This is a genomic window from Pannonibacter sp. CBAS1226, assembly GCF_055685825.1.
In genome coordinates, this window is the sequence record NZ_JBVOUO010000002.1 from 328,501 (window position 1) to 353,903 (window position 25,403).

Below are 25,403 nucleotides of genomic sequence, written 5' to 3' on the forward strand. Positions count from 1 at the left end.
GGCAAGTCCGCATGACGGCCCGCCCGATGGAAAATCACCGGCGCGGAGATTGCCCTGTTCACTTTTTTGCTTTGATCCTATAGGTTCCGCGCACCTCAGGATCGGTTTAACCGGGATACCATATGGCTAAGGAAGAAGTTCTGGAGTTTCCGGGCGTCGTCACGGAACTGCTGCCCAACGCGACGTTCCGCGTGCGTCTTGAAAATGACCATGAAATCATTGCTCACACTGCAGGGCGCATGCGCAAGAACCGCATCCGTGTTCTGGCAGGCGACCGGGTTCTCGTCGAGATGACCCCGTATGACCTGACCAAGGGCCGCATCACCTACCGCTTCAAGTAAGCCGCGGTCCGGCCGGGAGCGAGACACCCATGAGCGATACTGCCACCGTTCCCCTCGTTCTGGCCTCCGCTTCGCCGCGCCGTCTGGCTCTGCTGCAGCAGGCCGGCATAGAGCCGCAGCATCTCATTCCGGCCGATCTGGACGAGACCCCGCTGCGCGGCGAGACGCCGCGTGCCCTGGCGGTGCGTCTGGCGAAGTCCAAGGCCCGTCACGTGCGTGAGCAGCTGGCGGAAGATGCCGTGCTGTCGAAAGCCGTCATTCTGGCGGCGGACACGGTGGTCTGCGCCGGCCGCCGTATTCTGCCCAAGGCCGAGACGGTGGAGCAGGCAGAGGCCTGCCTTGGCCTTCTCTCCGGCCGCGGCCATCGGGTGCTGACCGGCCTTGCCGTGATTTCGCCATCTGGCTCCGTGCGGACGAAGATCGTAGAGACTCGCGTGCGCTTCAAGAAGCTGTCGCGCCGGGAAGGTGACGACTATCTGGCTTCCGGTGAATGGCGCGGCAAGGCGGGCGGCTATGCCATCCAGGGCCTTGCGGGCACCTTTGTCGTGAAGCTGACCGGCTCCTATCCCAATGTGGTTGGCTTGCCGCTCTATGAGACGGTCAACATGCTGGCTTCCGCCGGTCTGGATGTCCGCGCCCTGTGGCGCGATCCGCTGAAGCTGCCCGCGTGAGGATGCCGCAATGACCGCAGCATCCGGCAATGCAGGGGACCAGGGCCGCCGCATGCGGCCATGCCCCATCTGCTCCAAGCTCTCCACCCAGGCCGACTATCCCTTCTGCAGCGACCGCTGCGCCAAGATCGACCTGCACCGCTGGATGGTGGAAGGCTACAGCATTCCCGCCGTCGAGACGGATGATGTTGATGACGAGGCAGAGGGCGGCGAAGACCGCTGATTCCTGCCTTGCCGGTCTGCGCCGTGAAATTCCGGGCAGGCTTGCTGAAAAAATCATCTTGTCCTGAAAAATTTTCCGCTGTCATAATCAGGGCTGCCTGTCACAAACGCTGTCACAATTCAGCGGAAGGCGGGAGGCTGGCCTGCCCTCTTGCGCGCTGCTGCGAATAAAACTGTCGCAGACCTGTGCTAGGGCGGCTGTGTAGAAAAAGCGGAGGCCGGGGCTGGCTTCCAACAGGCGAGGCGAACATGAAAAAGATGCTTCTTGGCGCGACTGCCCTTTTTGCCGCGATGGCAATGGGCGGCGCAGCGCTGGCCGATTATTCGGTGACCATCCTTCACACCAACGACCTGCATAGCCGCATCGAGCAGATCAACAAGTTTGATTCGACCTGCAGCGCCGACGAAGATGCCAAGGGCGAGTGCTTTGGCGGTGTTGCCCGTATCAAGACCAAGGTGGACGAGCGCCGCAAGGCGCTGACGGACGCCGGCAAGAACGTGATCCTGCTGGACGCTGGTGACCAGTTCCAGGGATCCCTGTTCTACACCACCTACAAGGGCAAGGCGGCAGCCGAGTTCATGAACATGATCGGCTATGATGTGATGGCCGTGGGCAATCATGAGTTCGATGATGGTCCGCAGGGCCTTGCCGACTTCCTGGCGGATGTGACGTTCCCGGTCATCTCCGGCAACACCGATGTCTCCAACGAGCCGCTGCTCAAGGACAAGGTGCCCGGTTCGGTGATCCTGGAAGTTGGCGGGCAGAAGATTGCCATCGTCTCGGTTCTGGCCGAAGACACCGCCGAGACCGCATCCCCCGGCCCCGGCGTCACGTTCGTGAAGGCTGAGGATTACCTCAAGGGCGCCGTGGGCGAGCTGGAGGCACAGGGCGTCAACAAGATCATCGCCCTGACCCACATGGGCTACGAGCGTGACAAGGAAATCGCCAGCGCAGTTTCCGGTATTGACGCCATTGTCGGCGGCCATTCTCACACGCTGCTGGCCAATGACAATGACAAGGCCGCCGGTCCTTACCCGACCATCGTTGCCAACCCGGACGGCAAGGACGTGCCGGTTGTCACGGCCTATGCCTACAGCAAGTATCTCGGCGAGATCGAGCTGACCTTCAACGACAATGGCGATCTGATCTCTGCCAAGGGCGACCCGATCCTGCTGGATGCGTCCGTCACTCCGGATGAGACCGTCGCCGCCCGCGTCGCTGAACTGGCCCAGCCGCTGGAAGAGCTGAAGGCCAAGGTGATCGGTTCCACCACCGCCGCCATCGATGGCTCGCGCGACACCTGCCGTGTCTCCGAGTGCCAGATGGGCAATCTGGTGGCCGAAGCGATGCTGGACCGCGTGAAGGAGCAGGGCGTCGAGATCGTCATTCAGAACGGCGGCGGTCTGCGTGCCTCCATCGATTCGGGCGAGATCACCATGGGTGAGGTTCTGACGGTGCTGCCGTTCCAGAACACCCTGGCCACGTTCCAGCTCAAGGGCTCCGACGTTGTGGCCGCTCTGGAAAATGGCGTGTCCAAGGTTGAAGAAGGCGCTGGCCGTTTCGCGCAGGTCGCAGGTCTCCGCTACGAGTGGACCAAGGCCAAGCCGGCCGGTGAACGTATCCTCAAGGTCGAGGTGAAGGACGGCGACGGCTGGGCCCCGATCGACCCCGAGAAGGTCTACGGCCTTGCCACCAACAACTACATGCGTGGCGGCGGTGATGGTTATGCCGTTTTCGCCAAGGCCGGCATGAATGCCTATGACTTCGGCCCGGGCCTTGAAGAAGTGCTGGCGGAGTACATTGCCAAGAACGGCGGCGACTACACCCCGTTCACGGACGGCCGCATCACCGAAGTGCAGTAAAGGCCAGGCTTGCGGGCAGGGCCGCCTGATCCTGTCCGCAGGGCCCTGTCCCGTGCGGCGGCCGGGCTTGCGCCCGGCGATGCACCCCGAAAAAGCCACAGGCTCCGGAATGGCGCGGGATTTTGCTCCTCGCGCCATTTCTCTTTTCATGCCAGTGCTTTGGCTGAGGGGAGGTCAGGTGTAGCCGTTGATCAACGCACGGCGAGATAAGTGTCCCGTGCCGGATTGCAGGTTTGCTCCGGCGGGACTCTCATGTATCTCTGCAAGCACGGGGCGATCTTAAAATCTGGTAAAGCGTGGGATGCCGGGGAACGTGACAAGTATCGGGGCAAAATCACCGCGGATACGGGCAGGCCGCACGGGCAGCTGCCGCAGCAGGGCGCGCCGGTTTGGCGGCCTTCTTGCGCTTGCCGTGGTGTTTGGCACGGCGGGTCTCGATGGTGCGGCTCAGGCGCAGCAGTTTCCGGCGGCAAATCTTGCTGCGCGCCAGCAGCAGCTTCTGCAGGCAACGCTGGCAGAGCCGCAGAATCTGGACATCGCCTTTGAATATGCCATGGTCTCGGCGCAGATTGGCGACCACGAAGCGGCTATCGGCACGCTGGAGCGCATGCTCGTCTACGCGCCGGGCCTGCCGCGCGTGCAGCTGGAACTGGGCGTGCTCTACATGCGCCTCGGCGCCAAAGATATGGCGCGCAATTATTTCGAAAGCGCCATTTCCGGCCCCAATGTGCCGCCGGAAGTGACACAGCGGGTGAACTACTTCCTTGCCTCCATTGCGGAGCAGGAAGCGCCGGCCAAGGTCAGCGGTCTGCTCACCGCCGGGGTGCGCGGTCAGAGCAATGCCAACGCCGCCCCCGAAAGCCGCATCATCAACCTGAACGGAACCGCCTTCACGCTTGATGATGCAGGAACGGGCAAGGCGGACATCAATGCGTTCCTCTCTGCAAACGTGCGCTTTTCCTATGACCTTGCCAGTCAGGGGGACCGGCTTGAGGCAGACCTGATCTTCTATGGTGCGCGCTACGGGGATATCAGCCGTCTTGATACGGAGATGGCAGAGATCACCTTTGGCCCGTCGTTCAACCTCGCCCGCTTCGGCATTGATGACGCAAGGCTCGGGATTTACGGCATCGCCAACGGCATCCGGCTGGATGGGGCGAACTACAGCGGCGGCTTTGGAGCCGGCGCGCGGGTTGCCATGAACCTGAGTGAGCGGGCAGGCCTCCTGGCACGGGTAGAGGTGCGCCACAGCTGGTTCAACGATACCGTGAAACAGCCCAATCTCTCCGACAGGGCCGGTTATGCGGTGCGGATTGCATCCGGGTATCAATACCGCCTGACCGAGACTTTCACCGCCCGGCTGACGCTGCTTGGCGACGTGGTGACGGCGAACAAGGCTTACAAATCCAATACAGCCAGCGGCTTTTCTGCCGGCGGGACTTACCGCTTCTCCTCGCCTTTCAGGCTGTCCGCTGCGCCCTGGTCCGTGGATGTTGAGGGCGGCTACCTGTACCGCGCCTATAACGAGCCGGACAGGCTGATCAATCGCAACAGGGCCCAGCGGGACAATGAGGGGTGGTTGCGCTCGTCGCTGACGATGCCGCTGGGTGAAGGCAAGACGGCCATAGGCCTGTCGGGCGAACTGCGCCGCCAGCAGTCCAATTATGATCTGAATGATTACACCAATGCATCGGGCATGCTGTCTGTCATGCGCCGGTTTTGAGGTTTGATACCATGATGAGCCGCTTCCGCACCGCCCGTTCTCTCGCTGCTGCCGTCAGCCTTCTGCCGGCGCTGCTGGCCTCCACTGCGATGGCTGCAACGGATGTGGGCGTTGCCACTGCGGTGAACCCGCAGGCGCAGGGTACGGCGCCGGGGGCAGGCGTGCGCACCATCATGCTTGGCAACAACATCTATCACAACGAACGCATCCGGACCGGCGGCACGGGCCTCGTGCAGGTGCTGTTTGTCGATGGATCGACCTTTACCGTCGGGGCGAATTCCGATCTGGTGATTGACGAGTTCGTGTTTGATCCAGAGGCAGGCACCGGCAAGCTGGTGGCCAGCATGGGCAAGGGCGTGGCCCGGTTCGTCGGCGGCAAGCTGTCGAAGAACAAGGGCGGCGTCAATGTCCGCACGCCGGTCGGGACCATCGGCATCCGCGGCGGCATTGCCAATCTGGAGGTGCGTGAGGATGGCGGCACCTTCTCGCTGGTCTTTGGCAAGGAACTGACCTTCACCGGGCCGAGTGGCACCGGGCAGCGGATTTACGAGCCTGGCTACACCATGGTTGTGGGCGGCAGGGGGAGCGGCCTGCCCGAAATACGCCCGACAACGCAAGCGGATCTTGGCTCCCTGCAGCAGTCGCTGACCAGCCGGCCGGGCCAGAATGGCGGCGCGCCGCGCCCGCCCACCAACGAGATCGTGGCCCGGAGCGGCATTCCCTCCGTCAACTCGAACCTTTCCACAGTCAACACCTTGCCGTCCCCCAAGCCGCAGGTGGTTGTCGCGACCGAACTCGGGCGCGTCGAGGACGCAATCGAAAAGACGCCGCGTCCGGACGTCAGCGAAGGAAGCGGCGGCACTGCGCCTGCAATACCGGTCCCGCGGCTTCATGCCCTCAGCGGCGGCAGCTGGCTTGAGTTGCCGTGGCCTCACTATCTGTCAGATCCGGGGCGGCAGGGCGTTCTGGGCAAGGGAGGGGGTGCGATCGATGGCGAGCTTGTTCTGGAAGGATCGCTGTCCGGTGGCTCCTCCGGGGCTTATTCGTCGGCAAACGGGGATTCCGTTCTGACGGGCGAAATCGACGGGCAGATCATCACCGTCGGCGTGCCCTCCATGCCGGGCATCAGCTACTTCCAGTCCGCGCTGACGGACAAGGGCTATCATATCGGTCAGATCAGCCAGTCCGGCGTGCCGTCATGGCTGAGCGTTGATGCGGGAACGGATGGCAATATTGAGACGAACGGGCGCGGGGTCTTCTACCGGGGCAGCGGTGACTTCATCGCACTGCTCTATCAGGAAGCCTTTTTCCCCGGTGATATGCCGTATTTCGGGACGGATCTTTCCGACGCAATCCTGGCATTCGGCGGAACTGCGGGATCCTTCGACGTGATGGATCAGGGGGACCTTCGAACCTATACCCTGACAGCCGATCTTCAGCAGTTGCTGTCTGCCGGGATGCAGAATTCGGATGGCAGCGTCACGGTTGCGGACACCGGTGCGCTGTTCCTCAATCCGCTCGTGGCGCAGGACCTGGGAGCCTCCTTCCTCAGCGGAGTGGGCAACACCGGCCTGCTCGTGCTTGAGAGCGATGCAGGGGCCGAATCCACGCCGCCGCCGCTGGCGCTCGCTGCCTCCTTCTCCATTCAGGGCAGTGGTTCATCGCAGCAGTCGATGGTCAGCCTGTTCCTCGGATCGATTACCGAGAATTATTTCTCCGGGACCATGACGCTGGATGGTGACCGCCGCGGCGGCTACAAGTCGGCTTCCCATGATGCAACCGGCAATTTCTCCGGCGGCATCGGTTCTCTGGAAGGCGTGGATGGGGCGCATGCCTATGGCTCCAATGCACAGAACTTCCTGCTGAGCGGCAATGCGAGCGGGAATATCTATGTCGACAGTTATGCCGTGGTGCCGTCCACCATCAGCGCGTCCGAGCAATACAGTGCCTCGACCCATATTGCCGAGCTGTCGTCGTCGGCCGATGGCTCGACGCTGACGCGCACCACCCGCAATCTGTCGGCCTTTGCTGCGGGAATGGTGCAGCAGGGCAGTGGCGGGACACTGGTGGTCACGCCCTATGCCTCCCAGGGTATCTTTGACAACACTGTCAGGTTTGATGCCGCCAGCAAGTCGCTCTCGGCCTCGTTCAGCTTGAGTGACCAGAGTTATACAGGTGCCGGCTACGCGCCGAAGATGACGGTGTCCTTCGGCAACAGCGCCTCTGCCCCCGAGAGCGAGCGGGCCTCTGTCTTCATCGACAACGACCGCTACGCGGCAATCGAGACCAGTGACAGTCTTGGCAATGGGCTGCGTGATGATGCAGGCACCAGCAAAGATGCCGATGCCAAGAGCTACTTCATTTCCAACACGCTGGTGGAGGGGGCAGACAGCGCTATTTTCGCCGGCGTGACAACCAAGTGCAGCTGCGCTTTCCTGGAATGGGGCTACTGGGGCACCAGCCTTGTCACCGACAACCCCTATCCGGCAGCCGATGATGTGGCCCAGGTGCATCTGGGAACCTGGGCGGCAGGGCGTATTCTGGGGCCGAATGATCTTCCGAGCAGCGGAAGTGCCAGCTATCAGGGCCATGCGGTCGGCAGTGTGGTGAACGGCGGCAGCCAGTATCTGGCAGCTGGCGACTTCAACATGAGCGTGGATTTCGCCAGCCGCCACGGCACCGCGACCATCAGCAACTTTGATGGCCGCACGTTCGGGGCCAATGTCTCGGAATCCAACCCTTTCGCCGACCAGAATCTCTTCAGCGGAGCGATCTTCGATAGCGGCACGATGGGCGGCACTTTCAATGCCTCTCTGGTGCAGGGGCCGAACAGCAATTTCGACGGCGTCATCGGCAACTTCTCTGCCATTGACGGCTCGTGGATGGCCACCGGTGTTGCGGTGGGCGAGCGGCTGCCCTGAGAAGGCCGCTGGCGGCTGTCCCGGCCAGAAGCCAGGCCAGCCGCGGGCCCCTGCCGGGGCGCTTGTCCACAGGCGGAATATGCTCCTGAAGTTGTTGAAACCATGGAGAAAAGCGGCGCTTTGCGGTGGCTGCGAAAATAATGGTCCAAGCCTGCGAAAAGTTTTGCCGGGGCGCTGGACAAGGCCCGGGCGATCTCCTATAAGACCCCCACTTCCGGCGGTCACGCCACATGAAGTCAGGCCCAGATAGCTCAGTTGGTAGAGCAGCGGATTGAAAATCCGCGTGTCGCTGGTTCGATTCCGGCTCTGGGCACCACTTCTCTCCCCCTTACGAAAATCAGATATAGTCGCCGCTGCATCGTGCTTTGTCTTGAGCTGCGAGCGCATAAACCAAGCCGCGTTCCGGCAGGCTCCGGGTGCAGACATCTGTCTCGGACTCCCCACACGCGCCGTCCCGGCCTTTGTGCCGGGACCCGTTATGGACGTGATGCGGGTGAGATGGGATGACCGCTGTAGAGCTTGGATTTGAGCCGGTGCTGTAGCTTTGTTTCAGCTGCCGTGCGTCAATAACAGGTCCCGGCACGTGGCCGGGACGGCGCGGAGAGAGGCGCTTGAGCCCGAAGCCAAGGCATCGTGATGCTGCTGCATCACCCCTTCTGCCCCGTCTCCTTCGCCAGAGCCAGCGCTTCAGCCAGTATTGCCGGGTCGCCGATGTGATTCATCAGGATGAGGATCAGGCGGGCGTTGAAGGCGTGGCTTTCGTCTTCCGTCAGGCTCTCATGAGCGGCGAGAAGGCTGGCGTAGGCGTCGTCCGGGTTGGGCAGGTTCGGGGCGGTGATCAGCATGGTTCATCTATCCCGGCTGCCGCCTGGGGCGGGCAGCCTGTCAGGGGTGATTGTTCACGTCACGCAAGGCATCTGGTGAAAGACGCATTAAGCAAGGCAGAGCGCGCGGGCGAGGGCGGTGGAGACTTCGTTTGCATCAAAGCGCTCCCAGCGGGCGGCGGTGTGCTGGTCCGGGCGCACCAGATAGACGGCGGAGGCTGCCTGCCCGAGATAGCGCTCGCGCAGCGGCTCGTTGCCTTGCGGCGAAAGCTGCAGGCAGGGCAGGGTGAGGCCGTGGGCGGTGAAGCTTTCGGGCGCATCCGTGCCGATGGCCAGCAGATGGAAGCCGCCGCCAAGCCGCGCCAGCAGCCAGTCTTCCGCGCCCGGTTCCCCGCCAAGAGGCGCATCCAGCAGCGGGGCACCGGGGCGGGTGCGGGGCGGCATCAGCGGATGATCCGGCCCGTTGAGCGGCAGCCCGTCATAGACGCAAGGTACGGACAGGCGCCCGGAGTTGACGATGCTGCGGGCAAAGGGGGCTTTGGCGGCCAGATCCAGCACCGCGTTGCGGAACATGCGCGACATGCCGCTTTTCGGGGTGATGAAGTCGGTGGCGCGGGTGGAGTTGAGGATGTTCTCGTCCGCCCCGTGGATGCGCTCTGCGCAGTAGCTGTCGATCAGGGCTTCGGGCGCAATGCCCTTCACCACCAGCGCCAGCTTCCAGGCGAGATTGTCCGCATCCTGAATCCCGGAATTCGCCCCGCGTGCGCCGAAGGGGGAAACCTGATGGGCAGAATCGCCGGCAAAGAGCACTCGGCCCTTGCGGAAGGTTTCCATGCGGCGGCACTGGAAGGTGTAGATCGAGGTCCAGACCAGTTCGTAATCCGCGCCTTCGCCCAGCATGGCATCCACCCGGGCGCGCACGCGCTCGGGCTCCAGTTCGCGCTTGCGGTCGATGTTCCAGCCCAGCTGGAAGTCGATGCGCCACACGCCATCCGGCTGCTTGTGCAGGAGGGCGCTGTCGCCGGACTTGAAATGCGGCTCGAACCAGAACCAGCGCTCGGTCGGGAAATCTGCATTCATCCGCACATCGGCGATGAGGAAATTGTCCTCGAACACCCGGCCCTCGAAGCCCAGCCCCAGCATGGAGCGCAGCGGCGAGCGGGCGCCGTCGCAGGCGATCACCCAATCGGCATGGAGCTGATAGGGGCCGTCCGGGGTTGAGATGTCGAGGCGGGCGCCGTTGCCGGTCTGCGCCAGCGCCTCCACCTTGTTGCGGCCGCGGATTTCGATGGGCGCGCCTTCCGCGATGGCCGCAAGGATGCGCTCATGCAGGAATTTTTCGAAATAGGGCTGCTGCAGGTTGATGAAGGCGGGAAACTCGTGCCCGCCTTCCGGCAGCAGGTTGAACTCGTAGAGCAGGCGGTCATCGCGGAAGACCTTGCCCTTGTTCCACTGCACGCCCTTGTCCAGCATGGGCCGCGCCGCGCCAAGCCGGGCGCAGATCTCCAGCGTGCGCTTGGCAAAGCAGATGGCGCGGCTGCCCTCGCCAACGCCTTCCTGGTCATCCAGCACCAGAACCGGCACGCCCTTGAGCCCAAGGTCGAGCGCGGTGGCAAGCCCCACCGGCCCGCCGCCAACGACGATCACCGTATGGCGGGCGGGAGCCTGCTGGTCCTGATCGGCCGAGCGGGCATAGGGGTAAAGCGCGAAGGCAAGGGCGCGTTCGCCGGCCTTGCTGGCGGGCGCAGGTGCGATTGCGGCGGGTCTGTCCACGAGGTCTCCTCCCTCTTGTCCCGTTTTCTATGCGACGCGTCGCAGGGCTGGTTCAGCCCTGCAGCGCGGCCCACATCTCGAGGTCGCGGGCGGCGGTCCAGATGCGCGGATGGCTGATGCCGCGCGCTTCGTCATAGGCGCGGGCAACGTTGAAGGGCAGGCAGTGCTCGTAAATGGCGTAGTCCTTGAACTTCGGATCGCATTCGGCGCGCACCGCGTCCCAGGCTTCCTTCAGGGTGCCGTTGCGGGCGGCGACCCGTGCCACCGGGCGGAAGGTGCTCTCCACGAAGTCGCGGGTGCGGTCCAGCGCGGCGTTGACCGCATCCCGGCCCAGAACGGCATCGCCGCGTCCCGGTGCAATGGCATCAAGGTCAAAGGCACGAATGGCCTCCAGCGTCGGGCTCCATTCGCGGAAATGGCCGTCGCCGCAGTAGCAGGCCGCATGGGCCTCGACGATGTCGCCGGTGAACATGACGTTCTGGTCCGGCACGTGGATGACGATGTCGCCCGCCGTGTGGGCGCGGCCAAGGTGCATCAGGTCCACCCGGCGCTTGCCGAGGAAGACGGTCATCCGGTCACTGAAGGTGGTGGTGGGCCATGTGAGGCCGGGGATGCTTTCATGGCCCTGGAACAGACGCGGGAAGCGCTGGAACTCGCTGTCCCAGTCTTCCTGGCCGCGCTCGGCCACCATGGCGCGGGCGGTCTCGCCCATGATCACCTGCTGCGCCTTGAAGGCGGAGGCACCCAGCACGCGCACGGCGTGATAATGGGTCAGCACCACATGGGTAATCGGCTTGTCCGTGACGCTGCGCACGCAGTCGATCACCTTCTGGGCAAGGCGCGGGGTGGCCTGCGCCTCGACGATCATCACGCTGTCATCGCCGATGATGACGCCGGAATTGGGATCGCCCTCGGCGGTGAAGGCATAAAGACCCTCGCCGACTTCGGTGAAGCTGATGGTCTTCTCGGTGAGGTCGCCCTGCGAGGCAAATTTCTTGCTCATGGATATGGTCCGTCCGTCCGTAAATCTGTTTCAGGCGCTCTGCTCAACGGTCTGTTCAACCGTTTGTTCGATGGCGCCGAAGATGGAATGGCCCGTCGCATCCAGCATCTCGATGCGCACCGTGTCGCCAAAGCGCAGGAAGGGGGTCTTGGCCGCGCCGCTGTTGATGGTTTCGATCATGCGGATCTCGGCAATGCAGGAATAGCCTGCGCCGCCCTCGCTCACCGGCTTGCCGGGGCCGCCGTCCAGCTTGTTGGAAACCGTGCCGGATCCGATGATGGAGCCGGCGGCCAGCGGCCGGGTCTTGGCCGCATGGGCGATGAGCTGCGGGAAGTCGAAGGTCATGTCGATGCCGGCATTGGCGCGGCCGAAGGGCTTGCCGTTGAGATCCACCTTCAGCGGCAGATGCAGCCGTCCGCCATCCCAGGCATCGCCCAGCTCGTCCGGCGTCACGGCAACGGGGGAGAAGGCAGAGGATGGCTTGGACTGGAAGAAACCGAAGCCCTTGGCCAGTTCCGCCGGAATGAGCCCGCGCAGCGACACGTCATTCACCAGCATGATGAGGCGGATGGCCGCCCGTGCTTCGTCCACGCTCGCTCCCATCGGCACGTCATCGACGATGACGGCCACTTCGCCCTCCATGTCGATGCCATAGGCTTCATCAGCCATGCGGATGGGATCACGCGGGGAGAGGAAGCTGTCGGAACCGCCCTGATACATCAGAGGATCGGTCCAGAAGGTTTCCGGCATCTCCGCGCTGCGCGCCTTGCGCACCAGTTCGACGTGGTTGACGTAGGCCGAGCCATCCGCCCACTGATAGGCGCGCGGCAGCGGCGAATGGGCGTCATGCTCGTGAAAGCGCATGGAGGGCACGGCATCGTGCTCCAGGCTTTCGGCCAGCACGGCCAGCTTGGGCGCGAGTTCTGCCCAGTCGTCCAGCGCGGCCTGCAGGGTTGGGGCAAGGTGGGTGGCTTCGGTGCAGCGGGTCAGGCTCTTGTTGACCAGCACAAGCCGTCCGTCACGGCTGCCGTCCTTCAGCGTGGCAAGTTTCATGATGTTTTCCCGAAAACTGGTGTGAGAGGGCGGCAGGCTCCCCCGGCCCGCCGCTGCCCCGTGTCATGCCTGGTTGTGAGCGGGTGCCGCTCACTTCACGCCGGGCGTGCCGTCGAACTTCTTTTCGAGGCTGTCCCAGCAGTCGATGTAATCATCCTGCAAGGGCGCGGAGGTAGCTGCCCATTCGGTCAGGTGCTGGGGAAAGCGGGTTTCGAACATGAAGCTCATGGTCTCGTCCAGTTTTTCCGGCTTCAGTTCCGCGTTGGAAGCACCCTCGAAGGCGTTGCGGTCCGGCCCATGCGGCAGCATGCAATTGTGCAGGCTCATGCCGCCGGGCACGAAGCCCTTCGGCTTGGCATCATAGATGCCGTAAATGTTGCCCATCAGCTCGGACATGATGTTCTTGTGGTACCAGGGCGGACGGAATGAGTGCTCGGCCACCATCCAGCGCTCGCGGAACAGCACGAAATCGATATTGGCGGTGCCTTCCACGCCCGAAGGTGCGGTCAGCACGGTGAAGATCGACGGGTCCGGATGGTCGAAGAGAATGGCTCCGACCGGCGAGTAGGTGCGCAGGTCATATTTGCAGGGCGCGTAATTGCCGTGCCAGGCCACCACATCCAGCGGCGAATGGCCGATCTTCGTCTCGTGGAACTGGCCGCACCACTTGATGATGACGGTGGACGGCACCTCCCTGTCCTCGAAGGCGGCAACCGGCGTCTTGAAATCGCGCGGGTTGGCGAGGCAGTTCGCGCCGATGGGGCCACGGTTCGGCAGGTCGAATTTCTGGCCGTAATTCTCGCAGACAAAGCCCCGGCACGGGCCTTCCAGCACTTCCACCCGGTAGACCAGGCCGCGTGGCAGGATGGCGATTTCCTTCGGTTCCAGATCAATGACACCCAGCTCCGTGCAGAAGCGCAGGCGGCCTTCCTGCGGCACCACCAGAAGCTCGCTGTCGGCGGAGAAGAAATACTCGTCCACCATGGAACGGGTGACCAGATAGATGTGGCTGGCCATGCCGGTCTGGGTGTTGACGTCACCGGCCGTCGTGGCGGTGCGCATGCCGGTGACCCAGGTCAGCGGCTCATCCGCGTGGGGCACCGGGTCCCAGCGGTACTGGCCCAGGCTGATCACATCATCAACGATGTTGGGTGCGCTCTTCCAGAAGGGCACGTCAATCTTGGTGAAGCGGGTGGTGTGCTTGACCGAGGGGCGGATGCGGTAGCACCAGGTGCGCTCGTTCTGGCCGCGGGGGGCAGTGAAGGCGGTGCCGGAAAGCTGCTCTGCATAAAGGCCGTAATTGCATTTCTGCGGCGAATTCTGCCCCTGTGGCAGGGCGCCGGGCAGGGCCTCCGTCTCGAAGTCATTGCCGAAGCCGGGCATGTAGCCCTCAACCGTGCCGTTGACCGTGGCGGCGCGAACCATGCCTGTGGGCAGGGCGTGCGTTGTCATGATGTCCTCCTCTTGCCGGCTCCCCCGGCCGTTGTCTGTGATAATAGTTGCAAGTGCAACCAAGTCAAGAGAGGATGACAGGCAAGGACGCTCGTGGCAGTTTGCGCGCCCGAAGCAGCCCATGAAACAGGGATGCGGCGCGGGAGACGGGGTGAAGATGACAGGTCCGGCAGATGGATTCGATCTGGAGGCGTTTCTGCCTTATCTGCTCAATCAGGCGGCAGAGGCGACCAGCCGGTCCTTTCAGGCGGTCTACCGGGACGACTTCGGCCTGACACGAACCCAGTGGCGGGTGATGGCCAATCTCGGCAAGTTCGGCTCCATGACAGCACGGGATATCTGCGCCATTTCCCACATCGAGAAAACCAAGGTCAGCCGCGCCGTCGCGGGGCTGGAGGCGGGCGGCCACCTGCAGCGGCAGACGGCGCCGCAGGACCGGCGGGCGGAAATCCTGTCACTGACGCCCAAGGGCCGGGACGTCTTCCTCCGGCTGGGGGAGCGGGCGATGGCCTATGACCGGGACCTGCGCGCAGGTCTTGGGCCGGACATCTCGGCTGCCCTTGAGGAGTTCCTGCGCCGGCTTATCCGTGAGGGGCGGGATATGCCGCCAGATGAAGATGCGGATTCGGGTGCTTGAGATCGTTTATCCGCAGATTTGACAATGCAAAACGCTCTGCTGACCACTTGGATTTCATCTGGTCAGACCACGGGTGGCGAAATTTTGGGCGGCATGCGGGGCGTCAGGGATCAGATGGGCGCAGTGGATTGATGCCTTGATGGCCGGCAAAACCCTTCCGCCGTCATCCCGGCCAAGCGCAGTGTGAGCCGGGATCGGTGAACTGGAGTCTTATATAATTCAACAGGTTATGGTTGATAGGCCCTGGCTCTCCGGTCCCGGATCTTCGCTTCGCTGCGTCCGGGAGGACGATGGAGAGGGGAGGTGATGGGCATGGAGCAGACTGCAATGTGCTGGTCCGTATGATCCGTCATGACCGGATTAACTATCTGAATATAAACATAAAAATCTTCTATGCCTGCTTCTGTTGCGCTTCCGTGCTGAAACGGCAAGCAGCGTAAAAACCTGCTTGCCTGCTGTGCATCCCCGCGTCACTCTGCTTTCACAAACTGGGAAAACCAGAGGGGAACAGCATGCGTCGTCTGATGGGTTTTGCGATGGGTCTGGCGCTGTCGGCGTCTTCGGCTCTCGCTGCAACGGATGTGAAATTCACGCTCGACTGGAAGTTCGAGGGCCCGGCGGCTCCGTTCTTCATTGCGCTGGACAAGGGCTATTTCGCTGAGGAAGGGCTCAATGTCACCATCGACACGGGGGCAGGCTCGCGCGAGTCGATCCCGCGTGTGGCAACGGGCGCCTATGAATTCGGCTTCGGCGATATCAACGCCCTGATCAAGCTGCTGGACGAGCAGCCGGACCTGAAGGCCAAGGCCGTGCTGATGGCCTATGAGCGTCCGCCCTTTGCCATCATCGGTCGCAAGAGCCTCGGTGTTACGGAAGACCCGAAGTCGCTGGAAGGCAAGAAGCTGGGTGCGCCCCCGCCGGATGCAGCCTTCGGCCAGTGGCCGGCGTTTGCGGAAGTGGCTGGCCTCGACACGTCCAAGATCACCATCGAGAATGTCGGCTTCCCGGTGCGCGAGCCCATGCTGGCGCAGGGGCAGGTGGATGCCATCTTCGGCTTCTCCTTCTCTTCCGTGCTGAACCTGAAGGCGCAAGGCATTGCTGACGACGAGATCGTCACCATCCTGATGGCCGAGAACGGCCTCGACCTTTACGGCAACGTGGTGATGGTGAACACGGACTTCGCCGCAGCCAACCCGGAAGCGGTGAAGGGCTTCGTCAAGGCGCTGACCAAGGGCTATCTCGACGCCATCGCCGATCCGGAAGCGGCCATCCCCTATGTGATGAAGCGCAACGAGGTGCTGGATGCCGCCGTGGAGACCGAGCGTCTCAAGATGGCTGTCGAGCAGGCCATTGCCACCCCGGCGGTCAAGGCCAATGGCTTTGGTGGCGTGGATATGGTCAAGCTGACCAAGAGCATGGACTATCTCAAGGCCTCCATGGACGTGAGCGACACGCCGCCGGCCGCTGAAAAGGTCTTTGATCCGTCCTACCTGCCGTCTGCAGAAGAGCGGGCCGTCAAGTAAGCCAGACTTTACACCCTCCCGGCTGGCCTGCCGCCTGCCGGGAGGGTGTTTGCATCATGCGGAATGATCTTTTGGGGGCGCGGGTGACCGGTTTTGTAGAATTGCGGGATATCCGCCTCACCTATGGCGGCGGAGACACGGGCACACTGGCGCTGGACGGGCTGACCATGTCGGTGAAGAAGGGCGAGTTCGCCGCCGTTGTCGGGCCGTCAGGCTGCGGCAAGTCCACGCTGATGAAGCTCGCCACCGGCCTGATGCGCCCCAATGCGGGCACCGTGGAAGTGGCGGGCAAGGAAGTCAGCGGCCCGGTGAGTGTGGCCGGAATGGCCTTCCAGAACCCGTCCATGCTGCCCTGGCGCACCACGCTTGACAACGTGATGCTGCCTCTGGAAATCGTTCAGCCGCACCGCGCCCGCCTGCGCAAGGAAAAGGCCGCCTATGTGGCCAAGGCCGAGGCGCTGCTGTCGCTTGTCGGCCTCAAGGGGTTCGGCGCCAAGTTTCCCTGGCAGCTTTCCGGTGGCATGCAGCAACGTGCCAATTTGTGCCGTGCGCTGGTGCATGATCCGGCCCTGCTGATGCTGGACGAGCCCTTCGGTGCGCTGGATGCCTTCACCCGTGAAGAGCTGTGGCAGGTGATGCGCGACCTGCATGCGGAAAAGGGCTTTACCACCATTCTCGTCACCCACGACCTGCGCGAAGCCGTCTATCTGGCGGACCGGATCTTCGTCATGAGCGCAAGGCCGGGGCGTGTGATCATCGAGCGCGAGGTGACCTTCCCGCGCCCGCGGCCCATCGATCTGACCTATGAGGCCGGGTTCAACGACATCGTGCACGAGCTGCGCGGCTATATTGCAGAGGCGAGGGCGGCAGCATGAGCGAGCGTTGGATCAAGGCGGCCCCCTGGCTGTGGACCATCGGGCTCTTTCTCATCTGGCAGGCGGCCTGCAGCATCCTGAAGCTGCCGGTCTATATCCTGCCTGCACCCACGGATATTTATGCGGCCACGGTGAAGTTCTGGCCGGCCATCTGGAAGAACTCGCTGCAGACCCTGTTCACCACCGTGCTCGGCTTTGCGCTGGCAGTCGGCGGCGGCCTGCTGCTCGGTCTTGCCATCGGCTGGAGCCGGGCGATCTATGCCGGGCTCTATCCGCTGATGATCGGCTTCAACTCGGTGCCCAAGGTGGCTGTCGTCCCGATCCTGGTGATCTGGTTCGGCATCGGCACGGTCCCCGCAGTGCTGACGGCCTTCCTCATCGCCTTCTTCCCCATTGTGGTGAATGTGGCGACGGGCCTTGCCACCATCGAACCTGAGATGGAAGACGTGCTCCGAGCGCTGGGTGCGCGCAAGATGGACATCATGCTCAAGGTCGGCATTCCGCGCTCGATGCCGTACTTCTTCGGCTCGCTGAAGGTGGCCATCACGCTGGCTTTCGTCGGCTCGGTGATCTCCGAAACGGTGGCCGCCAACTCCGGCCTTGGCCACATGATGCTGGCGGCGCAGTCGCAGTTCAACGTGCCGCTGGTGTGGGCGGGACTGATGGCGCTCGCCGTGCTTGGCATCGTCATGTATGCGATCATGGCCTGGCTTGAAATGCGCATGACCGGCTGGGCGCACCGGTCCGGTTCGGCGAGGGCCTGATACCATCTCCCGATGAGCCTGGCTTGCCGGGGGCAGGCAAGCCCGAGCGGTGTCCGGGCAATTTCGAGGCGTGAGGCATCACCATCTCAGAGCCTTGGGGGCAGTCCGTTTTGTCATCGGAAAATGCCGTTCAAAGAATTGTGCGCTGCACGCCTGCGGACGGTGAATTCCGGGCGTTTTCCGTTGCTGCGGCATTCGGTCAATCTTGATCCAGCTGCGCATTAAGGCTTGACGCATCAAGGCATTACTGTGACGTTTCCGTGCTGTCACATTTGGCGCGGCTGGAGTTTCATGAAACTGTCATAAAAGAGAATCCGAACTGACATGCTGATGCTCTAAGGCGCATGTCTGAAACCTTCGCGGTGATCACGAAGGGCGGCGGCAGGGCCGGGTGGGAGGGGCAGTATGGGCTGCCCGTCTTCCGGCCGTCACAGGTGCAGGGCGAAGGGCCTGGCACTTGCCGCAGGAGCAAGCGGGTTCCCCGGCCAAAGGCCAAGAGGGCGACTGGTTGACACCGGCGGGCGCCGTCCGCCGGAACAGTGAGGAGAAGCGAATGAGCATGAAAAAGACACTCGCTGCAGCGGTGAGCCTTGCGGCTCTCATGCAGACCACTGCGGTGAACGCGCAGTCGATGGAAGAACTCATCGAAGGTGCCAAGAAGGAAGGCATGCTGACCACGATCGCTCTCCCGCATGACTGGTGCGGCTATGGCGACATCATCGCGTCCTTCAAGGAAAAGTACCCCTTCCTGACCGTCAACGAGCTGAACCCGGATGCCGGTTCCGCCGATGAGCTGGAAGCCATCCGCGCCAACAAGGGCAACACCGGCCCGCAGGCTCCGGACGTCATCGACGTTGGCCTGTCCTTCGGCCCGCAGGCCAAGGGCGAAGGCCTGATCCAGCCGTACAAGGTTTCCGTCTGGGATCAGATCTCCGACGATGTCAAGGATGCCGACGGCTACTACTACGGCGCCTATTATGGCGTGATGTCCTTCATCGTGAACAAGGACCTCGTCACCAACACCCCGGCCGAATGGGATGATCTGCTGAAGCCGGAATATGCCGGTCAGGTGGCCCTCGCCGGTGATCCGCGCGCGTCCAACCAGGCGATCCTCGGCGTTCTGTCCGCCGGCATGGCCCAGGGCGCTGCTGCTGGTACGGCTTCCGGTGAAGCTGGCCTCGAATTCTTCAAGAAGCTGAATGATGCCGGCAACTTCGTTCCGGTCATCGGCAAGGCCGGCACGCTGGCCCAGGGCACCACGCCGATCATGGTGATGTGGGACTACAACGCCCTGACCGCCCGTGACACCCTGAAGGGCAACCCGCCTGTGGAAGTCGTCGTGCCGACCAAGGGCACGCTGGCTGGCGTCTACGTTCAGGCCATCAGCGCCTACGCCCCCCATCCGAACGCTGCCAAGCTGTGGATGGAGCACATCTTCTCCGACGAAGGCCAGAACGGCTACGTGAAGGGCTACTGCCACACCGCCCGCTTCAACCAGATGGTTGCTGACGGCAAGATCCCGCAGGACCTGCTGGACGCCCTGCCGCCGGCCGGCCCCTATGAGAAGGCCTACTTCCCGACCATCGAAGAGCAGAACGCCAACAAGGAAGCTGTTGTCGGCGGCTGGGACAAGGTCGTTGGCGCCAACGTTCAGTAAGAACGTCTGACGCATGAGACTGTCCGGTTCCGGCCCTTTGGCCGGGACCGGTTCTCTGCATTCCGAGTCAGCTGCCTGCGCGTGGCTGGCATGCGTTTCACAAGGCGCCTTGGGGGCTCAGCCTTATGACGAAACCGGCAAGGGCAAGCGCGTTCCGATTGAACCTCAATTGGCTCGGCCTTGCTCCCTTCACGCTTTTTGCGTTCCTTTTCCTGATCCTGCCTGCCCTGCAGATCGTGGTGGGGGCGTTCCAGACGCCCGATGGCAGCTTCACCCTCGAAAACATCCGCGGCCTGAACACGGACTCGATCAAGTCCTCCTACTGGGTGTCGATCCAGCTCAGTTTGGTGACGTCGCTCCTGGGATGCCTGATCGGCTTTGGCATGGCATCTGCGGTCATCCTCGGCGGGCTGCCGGCGCGGGTGCGTTCGGCGCTGATGACCTTTTCCGGCGTTGCCTCGAATTTCGCCGGCGTGCCGCTGGCCTTTGCCTTTCTCGCCACACTTGGTCCGGTTGGTCTTGTCACCATTTGGCTGCGCAACGAATTCGGCATCAATCTCCGGGCGATGGGCTTCAACCTCCTGTCCTTCTGGGGGCTGGTGGTCGTCTATCTGTTCTTCCAGATCCCGCTGATGATCCTGATGATCGCGCCTGCGCTGGACGGCCTGAAGCGCGAGTGGAAGGAAGCGGCCTCGATCCTGGGCGCGACCTCCGCGCAATACTGGCGCATGGTGGCCATCCCGATCCTGTTCCCGTCCTTCCTCGGCACGTTTGCGCTGCTCTTCGCCAATTCCTTCGGCGCCATTGCAACGGCCTTCGCGCTGGCCGGGCCCCAGTTCAACATCGTGCCCATCAAGCTGTTTGCGCAGATCCGCGGCGACGTGCTCGGCAATCCGCATCTGGGCTATGCGCTGGCCTTCGGCATGATCGTCATCACCGGCGTTGCCAACGGGATCTACATCTGGCTGCGGGTGCGCAGTGAAAGGTGGCTCAAGTGAACCGTCTTCTTGCCTGGGGCACGCTCATCCTCGGCTGCATCTTCTTCGCCCTGCCGCTGATCGGCATGACGGAATTCAGCTTGCGGATGCGGCGCGATGCCTATTCCTTCGATGCCTATGTGGCGGTTCTGGCCGACAGCCGCTTTCAGGACACCTTCATCTACTCTGTGTCCATGGCGCTGGCGACGATCGTTGCCGGGGTCTTGCTGGTGGTGCCGACGGCCTTCTGGGTGCGGCTGAAGCTGCCCGCCGCCCGGCCATGGGTGGAATTCATCACCCTGCTGCCGCTGGTGATCCCGGCCATCATCGTGGTCTTCGGCTATATCCGGCTCTACAACACCTCGTCCTTCCTGCCGCTGACGGGCAGCATCTGGGGCACCAACATCCTGCTCATGTGCGGCTATGTGATGCTGGCGCTGCCCTATATGTACCGCGCGGTGGATACGGGGCTCAGAACCATCGACGTGGCGACGCTGACGGAAGCAGCCATGAGCCTTGGCGCCGGATGGACGACGATCCTGTTCCGGGTGATCCTGCCCAACGTGCTGATCTCGGTGCTTTCGGGGGCTTTCCTGACCTTTGCCATCGTCATTGGCGAATTCACCATGGCAGCGCTTCTGAACCGTCCGGCCTTCGGACCCTTCATGGCAAGCCTTGGCGTCAACCGTGCCTATGAGCCGGCGGCGCTGGCGGTGATCGCCTTTGCCATCACATGGGGCTGCATGGCGCTGATCCAGCTGGCCGCCCGCTTCTCCAAACATCTACAGGCTCGACGCTGATGGCTTTTCTCGAACTCAAGAACCTGCAGAAGTCCTTCGGGCTCAACACCGTCGTGAAGGATTTCTCCCTGTCCGTAGGCGCGGGGGAATTCATCTCGCTGCTGGGGCCTTCGGGCTGCGGCAAGACGACGGTGCTGCGCATGGTCGCCGGCTTTGAAACGCCGACCACCGGCGTCATCGAGATCGGCGGGCAGAACGTCACCTACGCCAAGCCGAACGCCCGCAACATCGGCATGGTGTTTCAGGCTTACGCCCTGTTCCCCAACATGACGGTGGCGCAGAACGTTGCCTTTGGCCTCAAGATCAAGCGCGTGTCCAGGGCCGAAACTGATGCCCGTGTAGCGGAGATGCTGAAGCTGATCGGCCTGCCGGATCTGGGCGGGCGTTACCCGTTCCAGCTGTCGGGCGGCCAGCAGCAGCGCGTGGCCCTGGCCCGTGCGCTGGCACCGCGCCCCAATGTGCTGCTGCTGGACGAGCCGCTGTCGGCGCTCGATGCCAAGATCCGCGTCAGCCTGCGCAACGAGATCCGCGAGATCCAGAAGGAACTGGGCATCACGACCATCTTCGTGACCCACGACCAGGAAGAGGCGCTGTCCATGTCCGACCGCATCGTCGTCATGTATGGCGGCGTGGCCGAGCAGGTGGGCAATCCCTTCGAGATCTACAGCCGCCCGAGAACGCAGTTCGTTGCCAATTTCGTCGGCACGCTCAACACGTTCGAGGCAAAGGCGGTGGATGGGGAGAAAGGCATCGTCAGCCTTGCCGGGCGTCAGATCATGCTGACGGAAGGCGGCCTTGCTGCGCGCAAGGATGAGGCGCTTTCCGTGGCGCTGCGGCCGGAGGCGCTGCATCTGGGCCGCGGCAATGACGATGACGTTCTTCTGCCCGCCGAGGTCGAGGATGTGCATTTCATGGGAGCCATCATCCGCCTGAAGCTGGATGTGGCGGGCACGAAAGTGTCGCTCGACACCTTCAACCGCAGCGATGCCCCGCCGCCCTCTGCAGGCTCCACAGTCGAAATCGGCTTCGCCCCGCGCGACCTGATCGTGCTGCAGGGCTGACGGAAATTGACCTGGGGCTGCCTGATGGCTGCCCCAGGTGCTCTTGGCGTGCTGGTGATCAGGCGCGGGCAAAGGCCAGCAGATCCGGGTTGATCACCTCGGGATGGGTCGCGAAGGGGGCATGCGAGAGGCCCGGATAGGTCTTCAGCGTGCCGTTCTTCAGAAGCTTGATGGCCTTGTGCGCGGAGTTCGAGATCGGGACGATCTGGTCATCCTCGCCATGCATCAACAGGACCGGGATGGTGAGGGCCTTCAGGTTCTCAGTGAAATCGGTTTCCGAGAAGGCCTTGATGCAATCGTAATGGGCCTTGGCACCGCCCATCATACCCTGTCTCCACCAGTTCTGGATCTGGCCCTGGCTGACCTTGGCGCCCTCCCGGTTGAAGCCGAAGAACGGCCCGCTCGGAATGTCGAGGAAGAACTGGGCCCGGTTGGCGACGAGGGCCGCGCGGAAGCCGTCGAAGACCTCGAGCGGAATGCCGTCGGGATTGGCTTCCGACCTGACCATCACCGGCGGAACCGCGCCGATCAGGACAGCCTTTGCGATGCGGCCCTTTTCGGCACGGGCGGCGTAGCGCGCCACTTCGCCACCGCCGGTCGAATGGCCGATATGGATCGCGTTCTTCAGGTTCAGGGCGCGAGCGAGTTCGGCCACGTCATTGGCGTAGGTGTCCATGTCATTGCCGGTGTCCGTCTGATCCGAACGTCCGTGGCCACGCCGGTCGTGGGCAATGACGCGGTATCCCTGCTCCAGGAAATACAGCATCTGATTGTCCCAGTCGTCGCCGGACAGCGGCCAGCCGTGATGGAAGACAACCGGCTGGGCGTCCTTGGGGCCCCAGTCCTTGTAGAAGATGTTGGTTCCGTCCTGCGTCTTGATCGTCGCCATGGTGATTTCTCCTTGCGCTTGGGCGCTCGTGGCCCGGTTCAGTATGAGAAGGGCGGCGGCGGCCGCCCCGGTGGAAAGAAGAGTTCGCCGTGTGAGGTCGAAGGTCATTGCGATCCCTTTCTGTTTGGCATGGACAAGCTACGCCGTAGCCCGTACGAAAGGACGTGGCGGAAAAGACAATAACCGGGGTAAAACGGACAATGACGCAGGCGCCAGCACTCGTGGCCGAAATCGGCCTTCTGATTTATCCGGACTGCCAGCTTGCGGCGGTCTACGGGCTGACGGACCTGTTCCGTATTGCGGGCGAGTGGACCGGAGAACCGCCGCGCGCCATCCGTGTCTCGCATTGGCAGGCAAGCGATGCGGGCGTGGAGCCTGTTTGGGACAGCCATCCTGGCGGGCCCCACCGGTTGAGCCACGTCATTGCCCCGCCGAGCCTGATCATGCCGGACCGCATGGCGCCGATGCCAGCGGCTGCGCACTGGATGAAGGATCAGCACAGGTCCGGGACCACGCTCTGCTCAGTCTGTGCCGGTGCATTCGTGCTGGCTGAGACCGGGCTGATTGACGGCCGCCGTGCCACGACGCATTGGGCCTTCGCACAGCAGCTGGCGCAACGGTTTCCCAAGGTGCATCTGGCCGACGAGAAGATGGTGGTCGACGAAGGGGACATCATGACGGCTGGCGGCATCCTGGCCTGGGCCGATCTGGGGCTGACGCTGGTGGGGCGGCTGCTGGGGCCGGCAACCATGCTGGCCACGGCGCGCTTTCTGCTGATCGAGCCGCCGCGCCAAAGCCAGCGCCCGTTTGCGCAGTTCATTCCGCGGCTGGACCATGGCGACGATGCGATCCGGCAATGCCAGCACCGGATCCATGCCGAGGCAGCCAGCCTGCAGGGCGTTACCGGTCTTGCCGCTGCCGCAGGCATGACCGCACGGACCTTTCTGCGCCGCTTTAGCGCGGCCACAGGGCTGACACCCGTCGAATATCTGCAGCAGGTCCGTATCGCCAAGGCCCGGGAGGCGCTGGAGCGCACATTGACCCCGGTCGACCGGATTGCGTGGGATGTCGGCTATTCTGACCCGGCAGCCTTTCGCAAGCTGTTCCAGAAACTGACAGGCCTGCCACCTGCCGCTTATCGCCAGCAGTTCGGCATCGCCTCAGAGGGAGCCCAGGAAGGGCGCCAGAGTGAGATCTCAGCCCTTTGAAATCATCCAGTTGAGAATGAGGCGCCAGTCGGTCATGCGGATCGGGGTGCCGTGGGTGCCGGTCTCGAACAGGGTGAAGCGGACCGGGTAGCCGGGGGCTCTGGCGCGGAACTGCTCGAAGAACTGCACCTGTTCTTCCCAGTTGTAGACCTTGTCCCAGCTGCCGTGGCCCATGTAGATGGGCACGCGCAGGGCCGGATCCTTCAGGGTGCGGCTGGCGAAAATGCCCTCGTCCTTGGGCGAGCCGAAGAACAGCAGGCCTGAGAGCTTGCGCGCGGTGGCCGGGGATTTGGCGAAGTTCCAGCACAGGATGCCGCCCATGGAGCCGCAGGCCACGAAGATCTTTGCGCCCGGCGAGTTGGCGGCATAGGCATCGATGATGGCTTCCACGTCCTTCGTGCCTTCAGCGCCGAAATTGGTGAAGTCCGGGGTGATGTAGACACCGCCGTTGCGCGACATCAGGTTCTTGATGCGGTTGAAGTTGCCGCCGAAGGTGACGTCATTCATGCCCTGAAAGCGGTTGCCGCCCTGACCGTGAACATAGATCACCACATAGGCTGCACCGCCCCTGGTCTTGCCGGCCGCCATGTATTTCACTGTCCGGCCGTTGGCCTTCAGCTCCAGATCTTCCTGGCTTCCACGCGGATGGTAGGAGACATAGTTGCCCCAGACCTCGCGCTCCGGCTCCTTGTCCCGCTGGTGAATGTCACGGGCCTTGTCATAGGCGACCACTTCAAAATCACCATCATGGTAGCTGTTGAGCAGGCCCGGATAGGCAAAAAGGTCATCCTTGTAGGGGGCCAGGGACCGGGCGGCCGCGGGGGCAAGGGAAAGGCTTGTGGCCACAAGAAGGGCACTCAGTCCGGCAAGGAAGCGGGAAGGTCTTGCGGTCATTGCGGCATCCGGTTGAAATCGGCGCTGTATCCGTCACCCGCCTCACGAAATTGCGCAGAGGGGCCGGACATGCAGCTCATGGTGCCAAGAGATAACGGCGGGGGAGGGGCCTGACAAACGATTAATGGCACTTTTGAACACGCAGTCCCCTGGCCAAGGAACACCTGTGAATTTGTTCTGCCTCTTCCAGAGTGGCTGATTGATTCTCGTTCGCTTCTGCGATTTTTGCTTGGCTCTGTCATGATGATGGCGCCCGTAGACTGCCAATACTG

General features: G+C 63.0%; 22 protein-coding genes and 1 tRNA gene. 16 read left to right on the forward strand and 7 right to left on the reverse strand.

Translation table 11 applies throughout. The features are described 5' to 3' along the window. The first annotated feature begins 122 nt into the window (after positions 1-122). The 7 genes from infA (at position 123) to AC0CMF_RS08585 (ending at position 8,057) form a co-directional block, all read left to right on the forward strand. The gene (gene infA, locus AC0CMF_RS08555) at positions 123-341 is read left to right on the forward strand and encodes a translation initiation factor IF-1 (protein ID WP_019962913.1); all 219 of its coding nucleotides are present in this window, start codon (positions 123-125) and stop codon (positions 339-341) included. Between the two features lie 29 nt (positions 342-370). Continuing rightward, positions 371-1,012 carry a Maf family nucleotide pyrophosphatase gene (locus AC0CMF_RS08560; protein ID WP_058900470.1) on the forward strand — a complete coding sequence of 214 codons (642 nt, stop codon included), beginning with the start codon at positions 371-373 and terminating at the stop codon, positions 1,010-1,012. Between the two features lie 10 nt (positions 1,013-1,022). Continuing rightward, positions 1,023-1,235: a DNA gyrase inhibitor YacG gene (gene yacG, locus AC0CMF_RS08565; RefSeq protein ID WP_050470966.1), complete on the forward strand. Its 213-nt coding sequence runs from the start codon at positions 1,023-1,025 to the stop codon at positions 1,233-1,235. 248 nt (positions 1,236-1,483) lie between these two features. Beyond that, entirely contained in the window at positions 1,484-3,097 is a 1,614-nt protein-coding gene (locus AC0CMF_RS08570; protein ID WP_050470967.1) for a bifunctional metallophosphatase/5'-nucleotidase, read from the forward strand. 313 nt (positions 3,098-3,410) lie between these two features. Next, positions 3,411-4,820 (forward strand): tetratricopeptide repeat protein, encoded by a 1,410-nt coding sequence (locus tag AC0CMF_RS08575; protein ID WP_374628540.1) that lies wholly within the window; start codon positions 3,411-3,413, stop codon positions 4,818-4,820. A gap of 11 nt (positions 4,821-4,831) precedes the next feature. Next, complete coding sequence (locus AC0CMF_RS08580; protein ID WP_374628542.1) at positions 4,832-7,741, forward strand: FecR family protein; 2,910 nt, start codon at positions 4,832-4,834, stop codon at positions 7,739-7,741. 240 nt (positions 7,742-7,981) lie between these two features. Next, positions 7,982-8,057: transfer RNA gene (locus AC0CMF_RS08585), tRNA-Phe, on the forward strand. Positions 8,058-8,388: 331 nt separating this feature from the next. On the opposite strand, the gene AC0CMF_RS08590 is transcribed toward AC0CMF_RS08585, so the two are convergent. The 5 genes from AC0CMF_RS08590 to hmgA form a co-directional block, all read right to left on the reverse strand. Next, positions 8,389-8,586 (reverse strand): DUF2783 domain-containing protein, encoded by a 198-nt coding sequence (locus tag AC0CMF_RS08590; RefSeq protein ID WP_050470970.1) that lies wholly within the window; start codon positions 8,584-8,586, stop codon positions 8,389-8,391. 87 nt (positions 8,587-8,673) lie between these two features. Then, positions 8,674-10,338, reverse strand: a complete 1,665-nt coding sequence (locus AC0CMF_RS08595) for an FAD-dependent oxidoreductase (protein WP_374628543.1) — start codon at positions 10,336-10,338, stop codon at positions 8,674-8,676. A gap of 52 nt (positions 10,339-10,390) precedes the next feature. After that, complete coding sequence (locus tag AC0CMF_RS08600; protein ID WP_050470971.1) at positions 10,391-11,341, reverse strand: MBL fold metallo-hydrolase; 951 nt, start codon at positions 11,339-11,341, stop codon at positions 10,391-10,393. Positions 11,342-11,371: 30 nt separating this feature from the next. Next, a complete protein-coding gene (locus AC0CMF_RS08605) occupies positions 11,372-12,394 on the reverse strand; it encodes a fumarylacetoacetate hydrolase family protein (protein ID WP_374628545.1) in 1,023 nt (340 codons plus the stop codon). Positions 12,395-12,484: 90 nt separating this feature from the next. Beyond that, positions 12,485-13,846: a homogentisate 1,2-dioxygenase gene (gene hmgA / locus AC0CMF_RS08610; RefSeq protein WP_026355358.1), complete on the reverse strand. Its 1,362-nt coding sequence runs from the start codon at positions 13,844-13,846 to the stop codon at positions 12,485-12,487. Between the two features lie 157 nt (positions 13,847-14,003). Between hmgA and AC0CMF_RS08615 the strand changes: the two genes are divergently transcribed. From AC0CMF_RS08615 to AC0CMF_RS08650, 8 genes are all read left to right on the forward strand, one after another. Then, positions 14,004-14,483 carry a MarR family winged helix-turn-helix transcriptional regulator gene (locus AC0CMF_RS08615; protein ID WP_050471363.1) on the forward strand — a complete coding sequence of 160 codons (480 nt, stop codon included), beginning with the start codon at positions 14,004-14,006 and terminating at the stop codon, positions 14,481-14,483. Positions 14,484-14,995: 512 nt separating this feature from the next. After that, positions 14,996-16,006 carry an ABC transporter substrate-binding protein gene (locus tag AC0CMF_RS08620; protein ID WP_374628546.1) on the forward strand — a complete coding sequence of 337 codons (1,011 nt, stop codon included), beginning with the start codon at positions 14,996-14,998 and terminating at the stop codon, positions 16,004-16,006. 56 nt (positions 16,007-16,062) lie between these two features. Further along, positions 16,063-16,881 (forward strand): ABC transporter ATP-binding protein, encoded by an 819-nt coding sequence (locus tag AC0CMF_RS08625; RefSeq protein ID WP_050470975.1) that lies wholly within the window; start codon positions 16,063-16,065, stop codon positions 16,879-16,881. Then, complete coding sequence (locus tag AC0CMF_RS08630) at positions 16,878-17,645, forward strand: ABC transporter permease (protein WP_058900463.1); 768 nt, start codon at positions 16,878-16,880, stop codon at positions 17,643-17,645. Before AC0CMF_RS08625 ends, AC0CMF_RS08630 begins: the two co-directional genes overlap by 4 nt. Positions 17,646-18,246: 601 nt before the next feature. After that, positions 18,247-19,302, forward strand: coding sequence for an ABC transporter substrate-binding protein (locus AC0CMF_RS08635; protein WP_050471364.1), 1,056 nt, complete (start codon positions 18,247-18,249; stop codon positions 19,300-19,302). Positions 19,303-19,427: 125 nt separating this feature from the next. Then, positions 19,428-20,300, forward strand: a complete 873-nt coding sequence (locus tag AC0CMF_RS08640) for an ABC transporter permease (RefSeq protein ID WP_050470977.1) — start codon at positions 19,428-19,430, stop codon at positions 20,298-20,300. Beyond that, positions 20,297-21,079, forward strand: coding sequence for an ABC transporter permease (locus AC0CMF_RS08645; RefSeq protein WP_050470978.1), 783 nt, complete (start codon positions 20,297-20,299; stop codon positions 21,077-21,079). Before AC0CMF_RS08640 ends, AC0CMF_RS08645 begins: the two co-directional genes overlap by 4 nt. Further along, positions 21,079-22,140: an ABC transporter ATP-binding protein gene (locus AC0CMF_RS08650; protein ID WP_374628547.1), complete on the forward strand. Its 1,062-nt coding sequence runs from the start codon at positions 21,079-21,081 to the stop codon at positions 22,138-22,140. The genes AC0CMF_RS08645 and AC0CMF_RS08650 overlap by 1 nt, the downstream gene beginning before the upstream one ends. 58 nt (positions 22,141-22,198) lie before the next feature. Here AC0CMF_RS08650 and AC0CMF_RS08655 read toward each other — a convergent pair whose 3' ends face one another. After that, positions 22,199-23,029 carry an alpha/beta fold hydrolase gene (locus tag AC0CMF_RS08655; protein WP_374628548.1) on the reverse strand — a complete coding sequence of 277 codons (831 nt, stop codon included), beginning with the start codon at positions 23,027-23,029 and terminating at the stop codon, positions 22,199-22,201. Between the two features lie 200 nt (positions 23,030-23,229). On the opposite strand from AC0CMF_RS08655, the gene AC0CMF_RS08660 reads away from it, so the two are divergent. Beyond that, the gene (locus AC0CMF_RS08660; RefSeq protein ID WP_050470980.1) at positions 23,230-24,237 is read left to right on the forward strand and encodes a GlxA family transcriptional regulator; all 1,008 of its coding nucleotides are present in this window, start codon (positions 23,230-23,232) and stop codon (positions 24,235-24,237) included. Here AC0CMF_RS08660 and AC0CMF_RS08665 read toward each other — a convergent pair. Continuing rightward, positions 24,226-25,131 (reverse strand): alpha/beta hydrolase family protein, encoded by a 906-nt coding sequence (locus tag AC0CMF_RS08665; protein ID WP_050470981.1) that lies wholly within the window; start codon positions 25,129-25,131, stop codon positions 24,226-24,228. The genes AC0CMF_RS08660 and AC0CMF_RS08665 overlap by 12 nt on opposite strands. Between the last annotated feature and the right edge of the window lie 272 nt (positions 25,132-25,403).